Origin of the sequence: Microbacterium sp. Ld4 (assembly GCF_045066555.1) — a bacterium.
Lineage (GTDB): Bacteria > Actinomycetota > Actinomycetes > Actinomycetales > Microbacteriaceae > Microbacterium.
In genome coordinates this window covers 223,431-238,342 of sequence record NZ_JBISHE010000011.1, presented here as the reverse complement: position 1 = coordinate 238,342, position 14,912 = coordinate 223,431, and the positions used below count along the sequence as shown (strand labels likewise).

Genomic DNA, 14,912 nt, shown 5'->3' with positions numbered 1-14,912 from the left:
CCAGAATACGGGCGGGATGGTGGCTCGATTGGCGATGTGCCGGATCGTGATGATAGTGTTGACCCTCGGTTCGACACATACGAATCAACGCACCTCTAGCTCAATCGGCAGAGCAACTGACTCTTAATCAGTGGGTTCTCGGTTCAAGTCCGAGGGGGTGCACGGATCGCCCTCGCAGCTCTCGCCAGCTGCGGGGGCTTTCTGCTTCTCCGGGGGTTGCGGGAGGCGTCAGAGCCAGTGCTTGCGCTTGAAGATCGCGAACAGCAGCACCGAGCTCGCCGCCATCATCCCGAGCGCCATCGGATACCCGAACGCCCAGTGGAGCTCGGGCATGTGGTCGAAGTTCATCCCGTAGACGGTGCCGACCAGGGTGGGACCGAAGAGGATCGCCGCCCATCCCGAGATCTTCTTGACCTGTTCGTTCTGCTCCAGCGAGGTGTCGGTCTGGCGCTGCGTCACGAGCGTCGCGTGCGTGGTCAGAGCGTTGTCGAGCACCGACCGCAGTGTGACGATGCGGTCGTTGATCCGCAGCGTGTGATCGAGCACGTCGCGGAGTGACCGCTGCAGCTCGATGTGCACCTCGTACTTGTCCGCCCCCTGCAGGAGCTTCTCGAGCATCTCGGTCAGCGGGAGAGTGGCGCGGTGGAAGGAGATGACCTCGCGGGCGAGTTCGTAGATCCGCTGCGAGAGCGAGGCATCGGCGCCGCTGAAGAGCGCGTCCTCGATCTCGTCGATGTCGTCCTCGACGCCGGCCGCCACCGGCGCGTATTCATCGACGACCTCGTCGAGGATCGCGTAGAGCACCGCCTCGGGGCCGAGCGAGAGCAGGTCGGGCTGTTCTTCGAGGCGCCGACGCACCTTTGCGAGGTCGGGGGATTCCGCATGGCGGATGGTCACCACGAAGTCGGGGCCCACGAAGATGTGGAGCTCTCCGAAGGTGACGGTCTCGCTCGCATCGTCGTACGTGGCCGGCCTGAGCACCGTGAAGAGCACGTCGCCGTAACGCTCCAGCTTCGACCGCTGATGGCCCGCCAGTGCGTCCTCGACGGCGAGCGGATGCAGGGAGAACTCCGCCGCGACGGCGTCGACTTCCTCCCGGGTCGGGCGGAAGAGTCCGATCCACGCCATCCCGCGCTGGGCCCTCGTGTACTCGAAGGTGTCGCTGAGGCTCGCGGGGTTGTCGATGCGGCGGCCGTCGACGTACACGGCGTTGTCGATGATGGGCACGGTCCATTGTGGCCCCGCGCGGATGAGCCCGTGGACGTGCGGTCGGGCTCCTGACCGTCGAGCGCGTCAGGAGGGCAGTTTGCGCAGCGCCGAGCGCTGGTGCGCGGCCTTGGCCCCGGACTTCTCCGATTCGACGATGAAGGTCGGATCGTCCTTCGACGCGGTGAAGTGCTGCCCGTCGAAGTCGAAGTCGGCGGTTCTGCTCTCGACCACCGTTCCCGTGGTTCGCCCCTGAGGGGTGTTCCAGCTCACCCGATCTCCCGTGCTCAGTTCGACTGCCATGCGTCCTCCTTCCGTCCGACAGCGGGGCTCTCCACGCTGCCCGTCCGTTCGATGCGGGTCCGTGCGACGACGACGGCGGCGGCGAGCGCGCCGAGACCGCCGAAGACCATGTCGCCGACGGTGTCGTCATAGGTCACGAAGATGTCGGGGGAGATGAAGGCCTTGCCGAGCCACTCGATCATCTCCCAGACGGCGCTGATGGCCAGGCCGATGGTCGTGACCAGCACGAGCGCGACTCGCCGGGGCGCCGTGCCGGGGGGAACCACGCCGGCACGGCGGAGGGCGAGGTAGAGCATCGCGGCGATGAGGCCGGTCGCGGCGAAGTGCACGGCGAGGTCCCACCACGAGATGGCCCGGTACAGGCCGAGCACGTTGCTCCACGCGGCGATGCTGACGACCGCGCCGTAGACGATGTCGAACGAGGCCCGTGCGCCGAGGAAACGCGGAACGAGGATCGTGGGGAGAGCGAGGGCGAGGATCCCGGCATCCGTCACCTCCCACCAGATGAACGCGATGACCACGCTCAGCAGACCGAGCACACGGATGCCGTCGGCCGCCCATTCGAGGGGCGCCGAGGGCGGGCGGAGGAAGTTCGCGATCATCACGGGAACCTCAGCCAGGCGGAGATCGGGAGGTGGTCGGAGGGCCAGCGGCCGTCGACGCGGCGATGATCCGCGCCGATCCGGCTCACCTGCACGCCCTCGGTGGTGACGATCCAGTCGATTCGCGGTCCGCCGATCACCGGCTCCCGGTAACCGCCGAACGTTCCCCAGCTGGGGGTCACCCGCTCGTCGGCGCCGAGCCACGCGTCGCGCAGGTCACCGCCGGCGAGCAGCGCGGTCAGCGTGGGAGACCCTGCCCGGGAGTTGAGATCGCCCATCACGACCACTGGGATCGAGAGATCCCGGGCGACGGTGCGGACCCTCCGGGCCGATTCGATCCGCGAGCGTTGCGAGAACGGATCGAAGTGGGTGTTCACGACGGCGAACTCAGCCCCGGAAGCGGGGTGACGGAACGTCGCCGTCACGAGGGTCCGAGGTGAGGCGTTGCCCCAGGTCCGCGACCCCGCGACGCGCGGAGTGGCGGAGAGCGCGGTCTGATCCGCGCCGATCAGTTCGAGGCGGGTGGAGTCGTAGAAGATCGGGCACCCCTCGCCCCGTCCGCCGCGGCCGCGGCCGCGGCCCGTGAACCGGTATCCGTCCCCGAGGGCGCCCCGGATGTCGCGGGCGGGCGCGGGGAACACCTCCTGCGCGCCGAGGACCATGGGGCGCTCGGCGGCCAGCAGGGCGGTCAGCCGGGGGCGTCGCGCCGGCCAGTGGTCGGCGGGCGGCGTGATCCACGTCGGCAACGGGCGACGCACGTTGTAGGTCATGACGGTGACGGTGTCGTCGGGGGCATTCCCGAGCAGCGGGGTCATGGCTCAGCGCTCCTTCGCTGATCGGACGCGCGCCGCGACGACCGCGCGGCGCATCGCCATCCTGGTCCAGCGCACGGGAGGGAAGTCCTCCGGCCAGTGCGACAGCACCGTGACGAAGCCCCGGTGGATGCGGCGGGCGAAGGCCCGACGGTCGGCGAACGGCCGCATCGACATCCCCATGGCTGCACGGGGGACCGCGACGATCCGATGGGTCTCACCCAGATGGAACGCCAGATCGAGGTCGTCGTGGAGGTCGTCGCTGTCGGTGTGCACCCGGTGGCGGATCTGCATCCAGGCGTCGCGGCGGAACGCCAGGTTCGACCCGAAGAGCGGCAGGTGACCGAGCGCCGGCGTGACGGCCACGGCGTACGCGCCCAGGTAGGCCGCCGCGAGTGGACCCCGCAGGCGCCGGGGGCCGTCGATGAAACGGGCGCCGCCGACGAAGGCGGAGACGCCCGGATGCCGCTCCGCCGCGCCCGCCATGGTGGCGACCCACGTCGTGGCAGGGATGCAGTCGGCGTCGAGGCGCAGCACGAGCGAACCGGATGCCGCGTCGTACCCGGTCGCCGCGGCGGCGGGGATGCCGGGGGTCGCGCACGCGATCACGCGGGCGCCGGCATGGGCGGCGACCGCCGCGCTGTCGTCGGAGGACCCGTTGTCGACGACGACGATCTCGTCGGGGATGCGGGTCTGGAGCGACAGGGCCCGGAGGCACCGGCGGAGCTCGGCGGCGTCGTCTTTGACCGGGATCACGACCGAGAGCCGGATGTCGTGCGTGTCGTGCGTCTCGGCGGCCATTCTCCGATCCTCACACCGGTCGCGCCCTTCCGTCCCGACATCGGACGACCCTTGACGGGCAGGGCCGCGTGTGCGAGCGCAAGGGGGTGCACCCGTGGGGCCGGTCCTGACTACGGTGAAGCCATGACCACTCAGGAGTACGACCTCATCGTCATCGGCGCCGGCCCTGTAGGCGAGAACGTGGCCGATCGTGCCGTTCAGGCCGGCCTGACCGCCGTCATCGTCGAGAGCGAGCTGGTCGGCGGTGAATGCTCCTACTGGGCCTGCATGCCCTCCAAGGCGCTGCTCCGCGCGCCTGCGGTGCTCCGCGCCGTCCGCGACGTCGCCGGCGCCGCCGAAGCGGTCACCGGCGACCTCGACGTGGCTGCCGTCCTCGCACGTCGTGACCGGATGGTGCACGACTTCCAGGACTCGTCGCAGGTCGAATGGCTGCAGGGTGCGGGGATCGATCTCGTCCGCGGCTTCGGCCGCCTCTCCGGCGAGCGCGAGGTCACCGTCTCGACCGCCGACGGCTCCACCCGTGTGCTCACCGCGCGGCACGCGGTCGCCCTCTGCACGGGCTCCGCGGCCCTGATCCCCGACATCGACGGCCTCGTGGATGCGAAGCCCTGGACGAGTCGTGAGGCGACGAGTGTCCGTGAGGTGCCGTCCTCTCTCGTCATCCTCGGCGGCGGCGTGGTGGGCGCCGAGATGGCGACCGCCTTCGTGGCCCTGGGATCGACCGTCACCGTCGTCGCACGATCGGGCCTCCTGGGCGGCCTCGAGCCGTTCGCCGGGGAGGCGGTCGCGGGCGCGTTGACAGCGTCCGGCGCCACCGTCCGCACCGGCGCCGGCATCACCTCGGTTTCACGGCACGACGACGGGACGGTCTCGGTGACGCTCGACGACGACGAGGTCGTCTCCGCGGACCAGATCCTCGTCGCCACCGGTCGCGTCCCGCGCACCGGTGATCTCGGCCTGGACGTGGTGGGGCTCGAGCCCGGCTCGTGGCCCGACGTCGACGACACCCTGCGGGTGACGGGAAGTGATTGGCTCTACGCCGTCGGCGACATCAACCACCGGGCCCTCCTCACCCATCAGGGCAAGTACCAGGCGCGCATCGCCGGAGACGTGATCGCCCGTCGCGCGAAGGACCTCGGCCTGGACGACGGCCCGTGGGGCGCTCACGCGGCGACCGCGGATCACTCCGCCGTCCCGCAGGTGGTCTTCAGCGAGCCCGAGGTGGCGGCGGTCGGCCACACCGAACGATCGGCGAAGGACGCCGGGCTCTCCGTCCGCGTGCTCGACTACGACCTCTCCTGGGTGGCCGGTGCGAGCACGCACTCCGACCGGTACGAGGGGCAGGCCCGCGCGATCGTCGATGCGGATCGCGGCGTGATGGTCGGCGCGACGTTCGTCGGCCCCGATGTGGCAGAGCTGCTCCATGCCGCAACGATCGCGATCGTCGGCGAGGTTCCGATGTCCCGCCTGTGGCACGCGGTGCCGGCGTATCCGACGGTCAGCGAGGTCTGGCTGCGCTGGCTCGAGGCGTACGGCCGCTGACCCGGGAGAGCAGCGTCCGTCAGGCCCGTCGCGCCACCGCGAGGCGTGTCGTCAGCTGGTGGGCATGGGCGAGCAGAGTGCGCCCGAGGTCGGGCAGCCGGTCGCGACCGAACCGGAACCCGACCCCCGTGAGGCTGAGCGCCCACTGGGGCCGTCCGGCGTGGTCGAAGACGGCGGCGCCGAGCCCCCACGAGCCTTCGACGATGAGACCCGGGTTGATCGCGTAGCCGCGGTCGCGCGTCTCCGCGATGCGCGTACGCAGGTGGTCCGCATCGTGGACGTCGCCCCAGCGCTCCACCAGCTCGGGATGCCGCCCCAGGTACGCCTGCACCCCGGCATCCGGGAGGAAGGCGAGGATCGCGAGCCCCGCCGATGCGACGCCGAGCGGAAAGCGGACGCCTTCGCTGAGGACGAAGGAGCGGATCGGGAACGCGCCTTCCTCGCGGACGAGGCACACGGTCTCGTCCCCGCGGCGGACGGAGAGGAACGCACTCTCCTCGGTCTTCACGGCGAGCGACCTCACGATGTCCCGCCCGAGGTGCGTGATGTCGTAACGGGATGCGGCGGCCGCCCCCATGAGGAACAGCTCCGGGCCGGGCAGCCAGCGCGCGGTCCGCGGATCCTGATCGACGAGCCCCTCGACGCGCAGGGCGCTCAGGAGGCGGTGAGCCGTGGATCGCGAGAGCGAGGCCGCCTGCGCCAGTTCCTGCACGCTCCGGCCCTCCTCGGCGCCGGCCGACACCAGCCGCAGCAAGGACGCCGCTCGGCCGATGGCCTGCGTTCCGGGTACCGCAGCAGAAGAGCGTTCCACAATGTGGACGCTAGGGCAGTGGCATCCCACATGGCAAGAGACCGCTTGGCGGGGTGCCGACCGCGGCCGGAAGCTGGACCGGGACGACGATGACCATCCGAGGAGCATGCCGTGATCGACAAGACCGTGCACAGCGCCGCCGACGCGGTGGCCGACATCGGCGACGGATCGTCGCTGGCGGTCGGGGGATTCGGGCTCTCCGGCAATCCGATCGCCCTGATCGAGGCGCTCCTCGCTCAGGGCACGCGTGACCTGTCCGTCGTCTCGAACAACTGCGGGGTCGACGACTGGGGTCTCGGCGTCCTGCTCGGCGCGGGCCGGATCCGGAAGATGACGTCGTCGTACGTCGGTGAGAACAAGGAGTTCGAGCGGCAGTTCCTTTCGGGCGAGCTCGAGCTCGAACTCACGCCGCAGGGAACCCTAGCCGAGAAACTGCGGGCCGGTGGTGCGGGCATCGCAGCGTTCTACACGCAGACCGGTGTGGGCACCCAGGTCGCCGAGGGCGGGCTTCCCCGTCGCTACGACGGCTCCGGCGGCATCGCCGTCGCCTCTCCGGCCAAGGACGTCCGCAGCTTCGGGGAAGGAACGGGCGCGCGGCAGTACGTCCTCGAAGAGGCGATCACCACCGATTTCGCCCTCGTCCACGCCCTCCGCGGCGATCGCCATGGCAACCTCGTCTTCTCGAAGTCGGCACGCAACTTCAACCCGCTCGCGGCGATGGCCGGCCGTGTCTGCATCGCGCAGGTCGAGGAGCTGGTCCCGCCCGGGGCGATCGACCCCGACCTCATTCACCTTCCGGGGGTCTTCGTCCACCGCGTGGTCGAGGTGGGTCCGAAGGTCGTCAAGCGGATCGAGCGCCGCACCGTCCGCCCGGCGACGGGGGCGTGAGATGGCGCTGAACCGCGATCAGATGGCCGCGCGAGCCGCTGCCGAGCTCGCCGACGGGTCGTACGTGAACCTCGGCATCGGTCTGCCCACCCTGGTTCCCAACCACATCCCCGAAGGGGTCGCCGTGGTCCTCCAGTCCGAGAACGGCATCCTGGGCGTCGGTCCGTACCCGACGGAGGACGAGGTCGATCCCGACCTGATCAACGCCGGCAAGGAGACCGTCACGACCCTGGCCGGGGCGTCGTTCTTCGATTCGGCGCTGAGCTTCGGGATGATCCGCGGCGGCAAGATCGACGCCGCCATCCTGGGCGCCATGCAGGTCTCGGCCGGAGGCGACCTCGCGAACTGGATGATCCCCGGCAAGATGGTGAAGGGTCCCGGCGGCGCGATGGACCTCGTCCACGGGGCGGGTCGCGTCATCGTGCTGATGGAGCACACCGCGAAGGACGGCTCCCCGAAGATCGTCCGCGAATGCTCGCTGCCGCTCACCGGCAGAGGCGTCGTGGATCGGATCATCACCGACATCGCCGTCATCGACGTGACGCGCGAAGGACTGCGACTGGTCGAGGTCGCGCCGGGAGTGACGGTCGACGACGTCATCGCCGCCACCGACGCCCCGCTGCTCATCGCCCTCGAAGGGAACCCCGCATGACCCCGGACATCGTCATCGTCTCCGCTGCCCGCACCCCCCAGGGGCGACTGGGCGGTCAGCTCTCGACCGTGCCGGCCGTCACCCTCGGTGCGACCGCGATCGCCGGGGCCCTGGCGCAGGGCGGAGTGTCGCCCGAAGAGGTCGACGCGGTGGTGATGGGCCACGTGCTGGCCGCCGGCACCGGCCAGAACGCCGCGCGACAGGCAGCGGTCGCTGCCGGGATCGGCTGGCGCACCCACGCGGCATCCGTCAACAAGGTGTGCCTGTCGGGTCTGACCGCCGTCATCGATGCGAAGCGGATGATCGCGGCGGGCGACGCCGATGTGGTCGTCGCGGGCGGGATGGAATCGATGAGCCTCGCCCCGCACCTGCTCCCCGGGTCACGCATGGGCTGGGCGTACGGCGCTGTCGAGATGGTCGACCACACGGCGTTCGACGGATTGACCGATGCCTACGACGGTGTCTCGATGGGGCTGAGCACCGACCGCGGGAACGGCGAGCGCGCGATCACCCGCGAGGATCAGGACCGCGTCGCGCTGCTCTCGCACCAGAGGGCTGCAGCAGCGCAGGATGCCGGCGCATTCGCCGCAGAGATCGTCGCCGTCGAGGTGGCCCGGCGACGGCAGGAGCCCCTCGTGGTCAACGAGGACGAGGGCGTTCGGCCCGAATCGACGATGGCCACCCTCGCTCGGCTGCGACCGGCCTTCTCCGAGTCCGGGACGATCACGGCCGGCAACGCGTCGCCGATCTCCGACGGCGCGGCGGCACTCGTCGTCACGACGCGCGCCATCGCCGACGACCGGGGATGGCCGATCCTGGCGACGGTGGGCTCCGCCGGACAGGTCGCCGGTCCCGACAACTCCCTGCACTCGCAGCCGTCGCGTGCGCTCCAGCAGGCCCTCACACGCCAGCGGCTCGGTGCGGAAAGCCTGACGATGATCGAGATCAACGAGGCGTTCGGCTCGGTCCTCGCGCAGTCGAGACGCGATCTCGGGGTGGAGGAGGACGTCGTGAACATCCATGGCGGCGGCATCGCTCTCGGGCACCCCATCGGGGCGTCCGGTGCGCGACTGGTCGTCCATGCCGCCCACGAGCTCGCCAGACGGGGCGCCGGGGCCGCGGGGATCGCGCTCTGCGGAGGCGGCGGCCAGGGCGAGGCGCTGATCCTCACCCGGTGACGGCAGCCGCGACGCGGTACGCCGCCGGACCGGTGGCGGCGGGTGTGGCGTGGGTCAGCGCGAGAGGCGCTTGCGGAGCAGCTTCTTCTGCTCGCCCGAGCGGGGCGAGTCGGTCGGGACGAGCTTGCCGCGCGACGCCTTGCGGGTGTCGACGATCGAGCCGATGGCGAGCGCAAGGGTGATGCCCCAGCTCAACCACGCCAGGGCGGTCCGCCAGGTGAAGGTCTCTTCGCTGCGCGCCGAGCGCAGCAGGGTGGCTCCGCCGGTCAGCGCCGACAGGAGTCCGGTTCCGAACAGGTATTTGCGCATCCCCCCACGCTAGCGCGACGAACTGGCGATGGCGGGGGTTGTTAGCCTGGACACACCTCTCGAAAGGACCATCGTGGCCGCCGTCTCGGACTTCGTCGTCGTGTCCAACCGCCTTCCGGTCGACCGGACGGACGACGAGAACGAGCCCTGGCGCCGTTCTCCCGGCGGCCTGGTCGCCGCTCTCGACCCCGTCATGCGCAGCAACAGCGGCGCGTGGGTCGGCTGGCCGGGCCAGCCTGGTGCGTCGATCGAGCCGTTCGAGTTCGACGGTCTGCAGCTCGTTCCGGTCGAGCTCAGTGCCGACGAGGTCCAGCTCTACTACGAGGGCTTCTCCAACGACACGATCTGGCCGCTGTATCACGACGTGATCGCCACGCCGACCTATCACCGCACGTGGTGGGACGCGTACGTCAAGGTCAACCGGCGTTTCGCCGAAGCGGCATCCGAGCATGCGGCAGAGGGGGCGACGGTCTGGGTGCACGACTACCAGCTCCAGCTGGTGCCGCGGATGCTGCGGGAGCTCCGTCCCGACGTGACGATCGGCTACTTCCACCACATCCCGTTCCCGGCCTACGGCATCTACGCCCAGCTGCCCTGGCGGCGCCAGGTACTCGAAGGGCTGCTGGGGGCCGATGTCATCGGCTTCCAGCGAGTGGCCGACGCCGGCAACTTCGCGCGGGCGGTTCGTCGTCAGCTCGGCTACGACACGAAAGCGGGATCGATCGCCGTGCCCGTCGACGGCGGCGGCACCCGGACGGCCATCGCCCGGGCGTACCCGATCTCGATCGACGCGAACGTCTACGACGAGCTCGCGAAGCGGCCCGACATCCAGGCCCGCGCGGCGGAGATCCGGGCGAGCCTCGGCAACCCCAGAGCGATCCTGCTCGGCGTCGACCGCCTCGACTACACGAAGGGCATCGGACACCGGCTGAAGGCCTACGGGGAGCTGCTCGCCGACGGGCGGGTGTCCGTCCACGACGTCATCCTGGTGCAGGTGGCGAGCCCCAGCCGCGAGCGCGTGCAGACCTACATGGAGCTGCGCGACGAGATCGAACTGGCGGTCGGACGCATCAACGGCGACTACGACGAGCTCGGCTTCAGCGCCATCCAGTACCTGCACAATTCGTACCCGCGCGAGGAGATGGTCGCGCTCTACCTCGCGGCGGACGTCATGCTCGTCACGGCGCTCCGCGACGGCATGAACCTCGTGGCCAAGGAGTACGTGGCGAGCCGCGTCGACGGCGGCGGCGCGCTCGTGCTCAGCGAGTTCACCGGCGCGGCCGACGAACTGACCCAGGCCATCAAGGTGAACCCGCACGACATCGCGGGCCTGAAGGACGCCATCATGCAGGCGATCGACATGCCCGAGAAGGAGAAGGACCGCCGGATGCGCGCCCTCCGCCGCCGGGTGCGCGAGAACGACGTCGCCCGGTGGTCCGCACGATTCCTCGCCGATCTCGACACGGTCCGGGAGGCCCGCTCATGACCGACATCTCCGCACTCGCCGGCACCGATCACCTCCTCGTCGCGCTCGATTTCGACGGCACGCTCTCCCCGCTCGTCGACGACCCGATGAGCGCCCGCATGACGGCGGACGCTCGGGCCGCCCTGGGCGCTCTCCTGGCAGCACCGGCGACCTCCGTCGCCCTCGTGTCGGGACGCTCGCTCGGAGACCTCCGCACGATCGCGGAGCACGACGACGCGTCGGCCGTCCTCCTGGCCGGCTCGCACGGCGCGGAGTACTGGGTTCCGGGCGGCGGCGCCGAGACGATCGCAGATCCCGCGCAGCTCGCACTTCGCGACCGACTGCGGGGGAGCGCTGAGGGGTTCGCCGTTTCGGCTCCCGGGGCGTGGATCGAACCGAAGAGCTTCGGGTTCGGCGTGCACCTCCGGACGGTGGCCGATCGTGCCCAGGCCGAGACGCTCCGCGCGTCCGTGGACGATCTCATGCGCGTCGAGGCCGCCGACTGGCGCCGGCGCGAGGGCCACAACCTGGTCGAGTACGCCTTCCGGACCGAGGGGAAGGATGCCGCCGTGGCCCATCTGCGTGAGCTCACCGGGGCGACCGCCGTGGTCTTCGCGGGCGACGACGTGACAGACGAGGACGCGCTGCGGACGCTCGGAGAGCACGACATGGGCATCCGCGTCGGCCCGGGGGAAACCGCCGCACGCGTGCGTGTGGATGACACGACAGAACTGGCCCGATTGCTTGGAGACATCGCGCGCGAGCGGGTAGCCGCACGGCAATAGACTGCGAGAATGCCTTCACCCGAAGAGACGATCGACATCAAGCCCCGCAGCCGTGCAGTGACCGACGGCATCGAAGCCACGACGTCGCGAGGAATGCTCCGCGCCGTCGGTATGGGCGACGAGGACTGGGACAAGCCCCAGATCGGCATCGCGTCGAGCTGGAACGAGATCACCCCCTGCAACCTGAGCCTCGACCGGCTGGCCCAGGGCGCCAAGGAGGGTGTGCACGCCGGAGGCGGTTACCCCCTCCAGTTCGGCACGATCTCCGTCTCGGACGGCATCTCCATGGGACACGAGGGCATGCACTTCTCCCTCGTGAGCCGCGAGGTCATCGCCGACTCCGTCGAGACCGTCATGATGGCCGAGCGTCTCGACGGCTCCGTCCTGCTCGCCGGGTGCGACAAGTCGATCCCCGGCATGCTCATGGCCTCCGCGCGCCTCGACCTCTCGAGCGTCTTCCTGTACGCCGGGTCGATCGCCCCCGGCTGGGTCAAGCTCAGCGACGGCACCGAGAAGGACGTCACGATCATCGACTCCTTCGAGGCCGTCGGCGCGTGTCTCGCAGGAAAGATGAGCGAGGCCGACCTCAAGCGCATCGAGTGCGCCATCGCCCCCGGCGAAGGCGCCTGCGGTGGCATGTACACGGCCAACACGATGGCATCCGTGGCCGAAGCCCTCGGGCTCAGCCTCCCCGGATCGGCCGCCCCGCCCTCGGCGGACCGCCGCCGCGACTACTTCGCGCACCGGTCTGGCGAAGCCGTCGTCAACCTGCTCCGCCTCGGCATCACGACGCGCGACATCCTGACGAAGGAGGCCTTCGAGAACGCGATCGCTCTGGCGATGGCCCTCGGCGGCTCGACCAACGTCGTCCTGCACCTCCTCGCGATCGCCCGCGAAGCCGACGTCGATCTGACGCTCCACGACTTCAACCGCATCGGCGACAAGGTGCCCCACGTCGCCGACATGAAGCCGTTCGGCACCTACGTCATGAACGACGTCGACCGTCACGGTGGCATCCCCGTGATCATGAAGGCCATGCTCGACGAGGGCCTCCTGCACGGCGACGCCCTCACCGTCACCGGCAAGACCCTCGCGGAGAACCTCCGCGACCTGGACCCCGACCCCATCGACGGCACGGTCATCCACACGTTCGACAACCCGATCCACGCGACCGGCGGCATCACGATCCTCCACGGCTCGATGGCTCCCGAAGGAGCGGTCGTCAAGACGGCCGGGTTCGACGCCGCCGTCTTCGAGGGGCCGGCTCGCGTGTTCGAACGTGAGCGCGCCGCGATGGACGCGCTCGAAGAGGGGCGCATCTCCGCCGGTGACGTCGTGGTGATCCGCTACGAGGGTCCTAAGGGCGGCCCCGGCATGCGTGAGATGCTCGCCGTGACGGCCGCCATCAAGGGCGCGGGCCTCGGAAAAGATGTACTACTCTTGACGGACGGACGATTCTCAGGCGGCACAACCGGCCTGTGCATCGGCCACATAGCACCCGAAGCGGTGGACGCAGGTCCTATCGCCTTCGTGCGCGATGGTGATCTGATACGGGTCGATATCGCTGCTCGCACTCTCGACCTACTCGTCGATGAGGCTGAGCTGACCTCCCGCCGCTCCGGCTGGGAGCCCCTTCCCCCGCGCTATACCCGTGGCGTGCTGGCCAAGTACTCGAAGCTCGTGCGCTCCGCCGCGGAGGGCGCGACGACAGGCTGAGCCCCACACTCCCGCGATCGATCACCGTAGAGGTTTCTCTCATGTCATCTGACACCGTCGCTGTGCCTCGTCCTCCGGCAGGGGGCTCATCCGCTCCCGTGCTGACAGGCGCGCAGGCCGTCGTCCGTTCTCTCGAGCTCCTCGGGGTGACCGACGTGTTCGGCCTTCCCGGAGGAGCGATTCTCCCCGTCTACGACCCCCTCATGGACACGTCGGAGATCCGGCACATCCTCGTCCGTCACGAGCAGGGTGCGGGTCACGCCGCAGAGGGCTTCGCTGCGGCATCCGGTCGTGTCGGAGTCGCCATCGCGACCTCCGGCCCCGGCGCCACCAACCTCGTGACCGCGATCGCCGACGCGTACATGGACTCCATGCCGCTCGTCGCGATCACCGGGCAGGTCTTCTCGACCCTGATGGGGACGGATGCCTTCCAGGAGGCCGACATCGTGGGCATCACGATGCCGATCACGAAGCACTCGTTCCTCGTGAAGGACCCGGCGGAGATCCCCGGCGCGATCGCGTCGGCATTCGAGGTCGCCTCGACCGGACGCCCCGGCCCCGTGCTCGTCGACATCACGAAGGACGCCCAGCAGGCCGAAGCGCCCTTCGTCTGGCCGCCGAAGATCGACCTGCCCGGCTACCGCCCCGTCACGAAGGCGCACGGCAAGCAGATCCAGGCCGCCGCGCAGATGATCGCCGCCGCGAAGAAGCCCGTGCTGTACGTGGGCGGCGGCGTGGTGCGCGCCGGAGCCGCCCCCGAGCTGCTCCGTCTCGCCGAGTCGACCGGTGCGCCGGTCGTCACGACACTCATGGCCCGCGGCGCCTTCCCCGACTCGCACACGCAGCAGCTGGGCATGCCCGGCATGCACGGCACGGTTCCCGCCGTGCTGGCCCTCCAGGAGTCCGACCTGATCATCGCCCTCGGTGCGCGCTTCGACGATCGCGTGACGGGCAAGGCGGCACTGTTCGCGCCGAACGCCAAGGTCGTGCACGTCGACATCGACCCCGCTGAGATCTCGAAGATCCGTTTCGCGGACGTCCCGATCGTCGGCGATCTGAAGGACGTTCTCGTCGATCTCGACGCCGCGTACGCCGGAGCGCTCGAGTCGACGACGCCCGACATCTCGGAATGGTGGTCGTACCTCGACGGGCTCCGGGAGGAGTTCCCCCTCGGCTACGCGCCCACCACCGACGGCCTCCTCGCCCCCCAGTACGTGATCCAGCGCATCGGTGAGCTCACCGGACCCGAAGGCATCTACGCCTCCGGTGTCGGCCAGCACCAGATGTGGGCGGCGCAGTTCATCAAGTACGAGCGCCCCAACGCGTGGCTCAACTCGGGCGGCGCCGGCACGATGGGCTACTCGGTCCCGGCGGCGATGGGTGCGAAGATCGCCCAGCCCGACCGCGACGTGTGGGCGATCGACGGCGACGGATGCTTCCAGATGACCAACCAGGAGCTCGCCACCTGCGTCATCAACAACATCCCGATCAAGGTCGCGATCATCAACAACTCGTCGCTCGGCATGGTCCGCCAGTGGCAGACGCTGTTCTACAACGGCCGCTACTCGAACACCGACCTCAACACCGGTCACGACAGTATCCGCGTGCCCGACTTCGTGAAGCTGGCCGAGGCCTATGGCTGCCTCGCCATCCGCGTGGAGAAGGAAGAGGACGTGGATGCCGCGATCCAGACCGCCCTCGCCACGAACGACCGTCCCGTGGTCATCGACTTCGTCGTGAGCGCCGACGCGATGGTGTGGCCGATGGTCCCGCAGGGCGTCAGCAACAGCTACATCCAGTACGCGCGCGAACACGCGCCGGCATTCGACGAGGAGGACTGAC

Annotated in this window: 15 protein-coding genes and 1 tRNA gene; 9 read left to right on the top strand and 7 right to left on the bottom strand. The window is 69.8% G+C overall.

The features are described 5' to 3' along the window. The first annotated feature begins 89 nt into the window (after positions 1–89). Positions 90–162: transfer RNA gene (locus ACJJV7_RS08515), tRNA-Lys, on the top strand. Positions 163–228: 66 nt separating this feature from the next. Here the strand turns inward: ACJJV7_RS08515 and corA are convergent. The 5 genes from corA to ACJJV7_RS08490 all read right to left on the bottom strand — a co-directional run bounded on the left by corA (position 229) and on the right by ACJJV7_RS08490 (position 3,724). Next, the gene (gene corA / locus ACJJV7_RS08510) at positions 229–1,227 is read right to left on the bottom strand and encodes a magnesium/cobalt transporter CorA (protein ID WP_405375688.1); all 999 of its coding nucleotides are present in this window, start codon (positions 1,225–1,227) and stop codon (positions 229–231) included. Positions 1,228–1,293: 66 nt separating this feature from the next. After that, complete coding sequence (locus tag ACJJV7_RS08505; protein WP_405375690.1) at positions 1,294–1,509, bottom strand: DUF2945 domain-containing protein; 216 nt, start codon at positions 1,507–1,509, stop codon at positions 1,294–1,296. Further along, a complete protein-coding gene (locus tag ACJJV7_RS08500; protein WP_405375692.1) occupies positions 1,494–2,111 on the bottom strand; it encodes a DUF2238 domain-containing protein in 618 nt (205 codons plus the stop codon). Before ACJJV7_RS08500 ends, ACJJV7_RS08505 begins: the two co-directional genes overlap by 16 nt. Further along, on the bottom strand, positions 2,111–2,926 hold the full coding sequence (locus ACJJV7_RS08495; protein ID WP_405375694.1) for an endonuclease/exonuclease/phosphatase family protein: 816 nt from the start codon (positions 2,924–2,926) through the stop codon (positions 2,111–2,113). Before ACJJV7_RS08495 ends, ACJJV7_RS08500 begins: the two co-directional genes overlap by 1 nt. Before the next feature lie 3 nt (positions 2,927–2,929). Further along, entirely contained in the window at positions 2,930–3,724 is a 795-nt protein-coding gene (locus tag ACJJV7_RS08490) for a glycosyltransferase family A protein (protein ID WP_405375696.1), read from the bottom strand. A gap of 123 nt (positions 3,725–3,847) precedes the next feature. Between ACJJV7_RS08490 and ACJJV7_RS08485 the strand changes: the two genes are divergently transcribed. Next, on the top strand, positions 3,848–5,266 hold the full coding sequence (locus tag ACJJV7_RS08485; protein WP_405375697.1) for a dihydrolipoyl dehydrogenase family protein: 1,419 nt from the start codon (positions 3,848–3,850) through the stop codon (positions 5,264–5,266). 19 nt (positions 5,267–5,285) lie between these two features. On the opposite strand, the gene ACJJV7_RS08480 is transcribed toward ACJJV7_RS08485, so the two are convergent. Continuing rightward, complete coding sequence (locus ACJJV7_RS08480; RefSeq protein WP_405375699.1) at positions 5,286–6,077, bottom strand: IclR family transcriptional regulator; 792 nt, start codon at positions 6,075–6,077, stop codon at positions 5,286–5,288. 111 nt (positions 6,078–6,188) lie between these two features. On the opposite strand from ACJJV7_RS08480, the gene ACJJV7_RS08475 reads away from it, so the two are divergent. From ACJJV7_RS08475 to ACJJV7_RS08465, 3 genes are read left to right on the top strand one after another with little or no spacing between them, the layout of a single operon-like run. After that, a complete protein-coding gene (locus tag ACJJV7_RS08475) occupies positions 6,189–6,965 on the top strand; it encodes a CoA transferase subunit A (RefSeq protein WP_405375701.1) in 777 nt (258 codons plus the stop codon). Position 6,966: 1 nt separating this feature from the next. Next, the gene (locus ACJJV7_RS08470; protein WP_405375703.1) at positions 6,967–7,617 is read left to right on the top strand and encodes a 3-oxoacid CoA-transferase subunit B; all 651 of its coding nucleotides are present in this window, start codon (positions 6,967–6,969) and stop codon (positions 7,615–7,617) included. Next, positions 7,614–8,795: an acetyl-CoA C-acyltransferase gene (locus tag ACJJV7_RS08465; RefSeq protein ID WP_405375705.1), complete on the top strand. Its 1,182-nt coding sequence runs from the start codon at positions 7,614–7,616 to the stop codon at positions 8,793–8,795. Before ACJJV7_RS08470 ends, ACJJV7_RS08465 begins: the two co-directional genes overlap by 4 nt. 54 nt (positions 8,796–8,849) lie before the next feature. Here the strand turns inward: ACJJV7_RS08465 and ACJJV7_RS08460 are convergent, their stop codons facing one another. After that, complete coding sequence (locus tag ACJJV7_RS08460) at positions 8,850–9,104, bottom strand: hypothetical protein (protein WP_405375707.1); 255 nt, start codon at positions 9,102–9,104, stop codon at positions 8,850–8,852. Positions 9,105–9,132: 28 nt separating this feature from the next. Here ACJJV7_RS08460 and ACJJV7_RS08455 point away from each other — a divergent pair, with 28 nt between their 5' ends. Genes ACJJV7_RS08455 through ACJJV7_RS08440 form a run of 4 tightly spaced genes read left to right on the top strand, consistent with a single transcriptional unit; the run spans position 9,133 to position 14,911 of the window. Continuing rightward, on the top strand, positions 9,133–10,590 hold the full coding sequence (locus ACJJV7_RS08455; RefSeq protein WP_405375709.1) for a trehalose-6-phosphate synthase: 1,458 nt from the start codon (positions 9,133–9,135) through the stop codon (positions 10,588–10,590). Continuing rightward, positions 10,587–11,354: a trehalose-phosphatase gene (gene otsB / locus ACJJV7_RS08450; RefSeq protein WP_405375711.1), complete on the top strand. Its 768-nt coding sequence runs from the start codon at positions 10,587–10,589 to the stop codon at positions 11,352–11,354. Before ACJJV7_RS08455 ends, otsB begins: the two co-directional genes overlap by 4 nt. Positions 11,355–11,363: 9 nt before the next feature. Further along, complete coding sequence (gene ilvD, locus ACJJV7_RS08445; RefSeq protein WP_405375713.1) at positions 11,364–13,070, top strand: dihydroxy-acid dehydratase; 1,707 nt, start codon at positions 11,364–11,366, stop codon at positions 13,068–13,070. A 41-nt stretch (positions 13,071–13,111) separates the two neighbouring features. Further along, entirely contained in the window at positions 13,112–14,911 is a 1,800-nt protein-coding gene (locus ACJJV7_RS08440) for an acetolactate synthase large subunit (RefSeq protein WP_405375714.1), read from the top strand. The last annotated feature ends 1 nt before the right edge of the window (position 14,912 follow it).

What these genes read in the sequence shown, in the direction of transcription:
- ACJJV7_RS08500 (WP_405375692.1), bottom strand. Translation starts at nt 2,111, where the DNA reads ATGATCGCGAACTTCCTCCGCCCGCCCTCGGCGCCCCTCGAATGGGCG.
- ACJJV7_RS08465 (WP_405375705.1), top strand. Translation starts at nt 7,614, where the DNA reads ATGACCCCGGACATCGTCATCGTCTCCGCTGCCCGCACCCCCCAGGGG.
- ACJJV7_RS08460 (WP_405375707.1), bottom strand. Translation starts at nt 9,104, where the DNA reads ATGCGCAAATACCTGTTCGGAACCGGACTCCTGTCGGCGCTGACCGGC.
- ilvD (WP_405375713.1), top strand. Translation starts at nt 11,364, where the DNA reads ATGCCTTCACCCGAAGAGACGATCGACATCAAGCCCCGCAGCCGTGCA.
- ACJJV7_RS08505 (WP_405375690.1), bottom strand. Translation starts at nt 1,509, where the DNA reads ATGGCAGTCGAACTGAGCACGGGAGATCGGGTGAGCTGGAACACCCCT.
- ACJJV7_RS08485 (WP_405375697.1), top strand. Translation starts at nt 3,848, where the DNA reads ATGACCACTCAGGAGTACGACCTCATCGTCATCGGCGCCGGCCCTGTA.
- ACJJV7_RS08440 (WP_405375714.1), top strand. Translation starts at nt 13,112, where the DNA reads ATGTCATCTGACACCGTCGCTGTGCCTCGTCCTCCGGCAGGGGGCTCA.
- ACJJV7_RS08455 (WP_405375709.1), top strand. Translation starts at nt 9,133, where the DNA reads ATGGCGGGGGTTGTTAGCCTGGACACACCTCTCGAAAGGACCATCGTG.
- ACJJV7_RS08490 (WP_405375696.1), bottom strand. Translation starts at nt 3,724, where the DNA reads ATGGCCGCCGAGACGCACGACACGCACGACATCCGGCTCTCGGTCGTG.
- ACJJV7_RS08495 (WP_405375694.1), bottom strand. Translation starts at nt 2,926, where the DNA reads ATGACCCCGCTGCTCGGGAATGCCCCCGACGACACCGTCACCGTCATG.
- ACJJV7_RS08470 (WP_405375703.1), top strand. Translation starts at nt 6,967, where the DNA reads ATGGCGCTGAACCGCGATCAGATGGCCGCGCGAGCCGCTGCCGAGCTC.
- otsB (WP_405375711.1), top strand. Translation starts at nt 10,587, where the DNA reads ATGACCGACATCTCCGCACTCGCCGGCACCGATCACCTCCTCGTCGCG.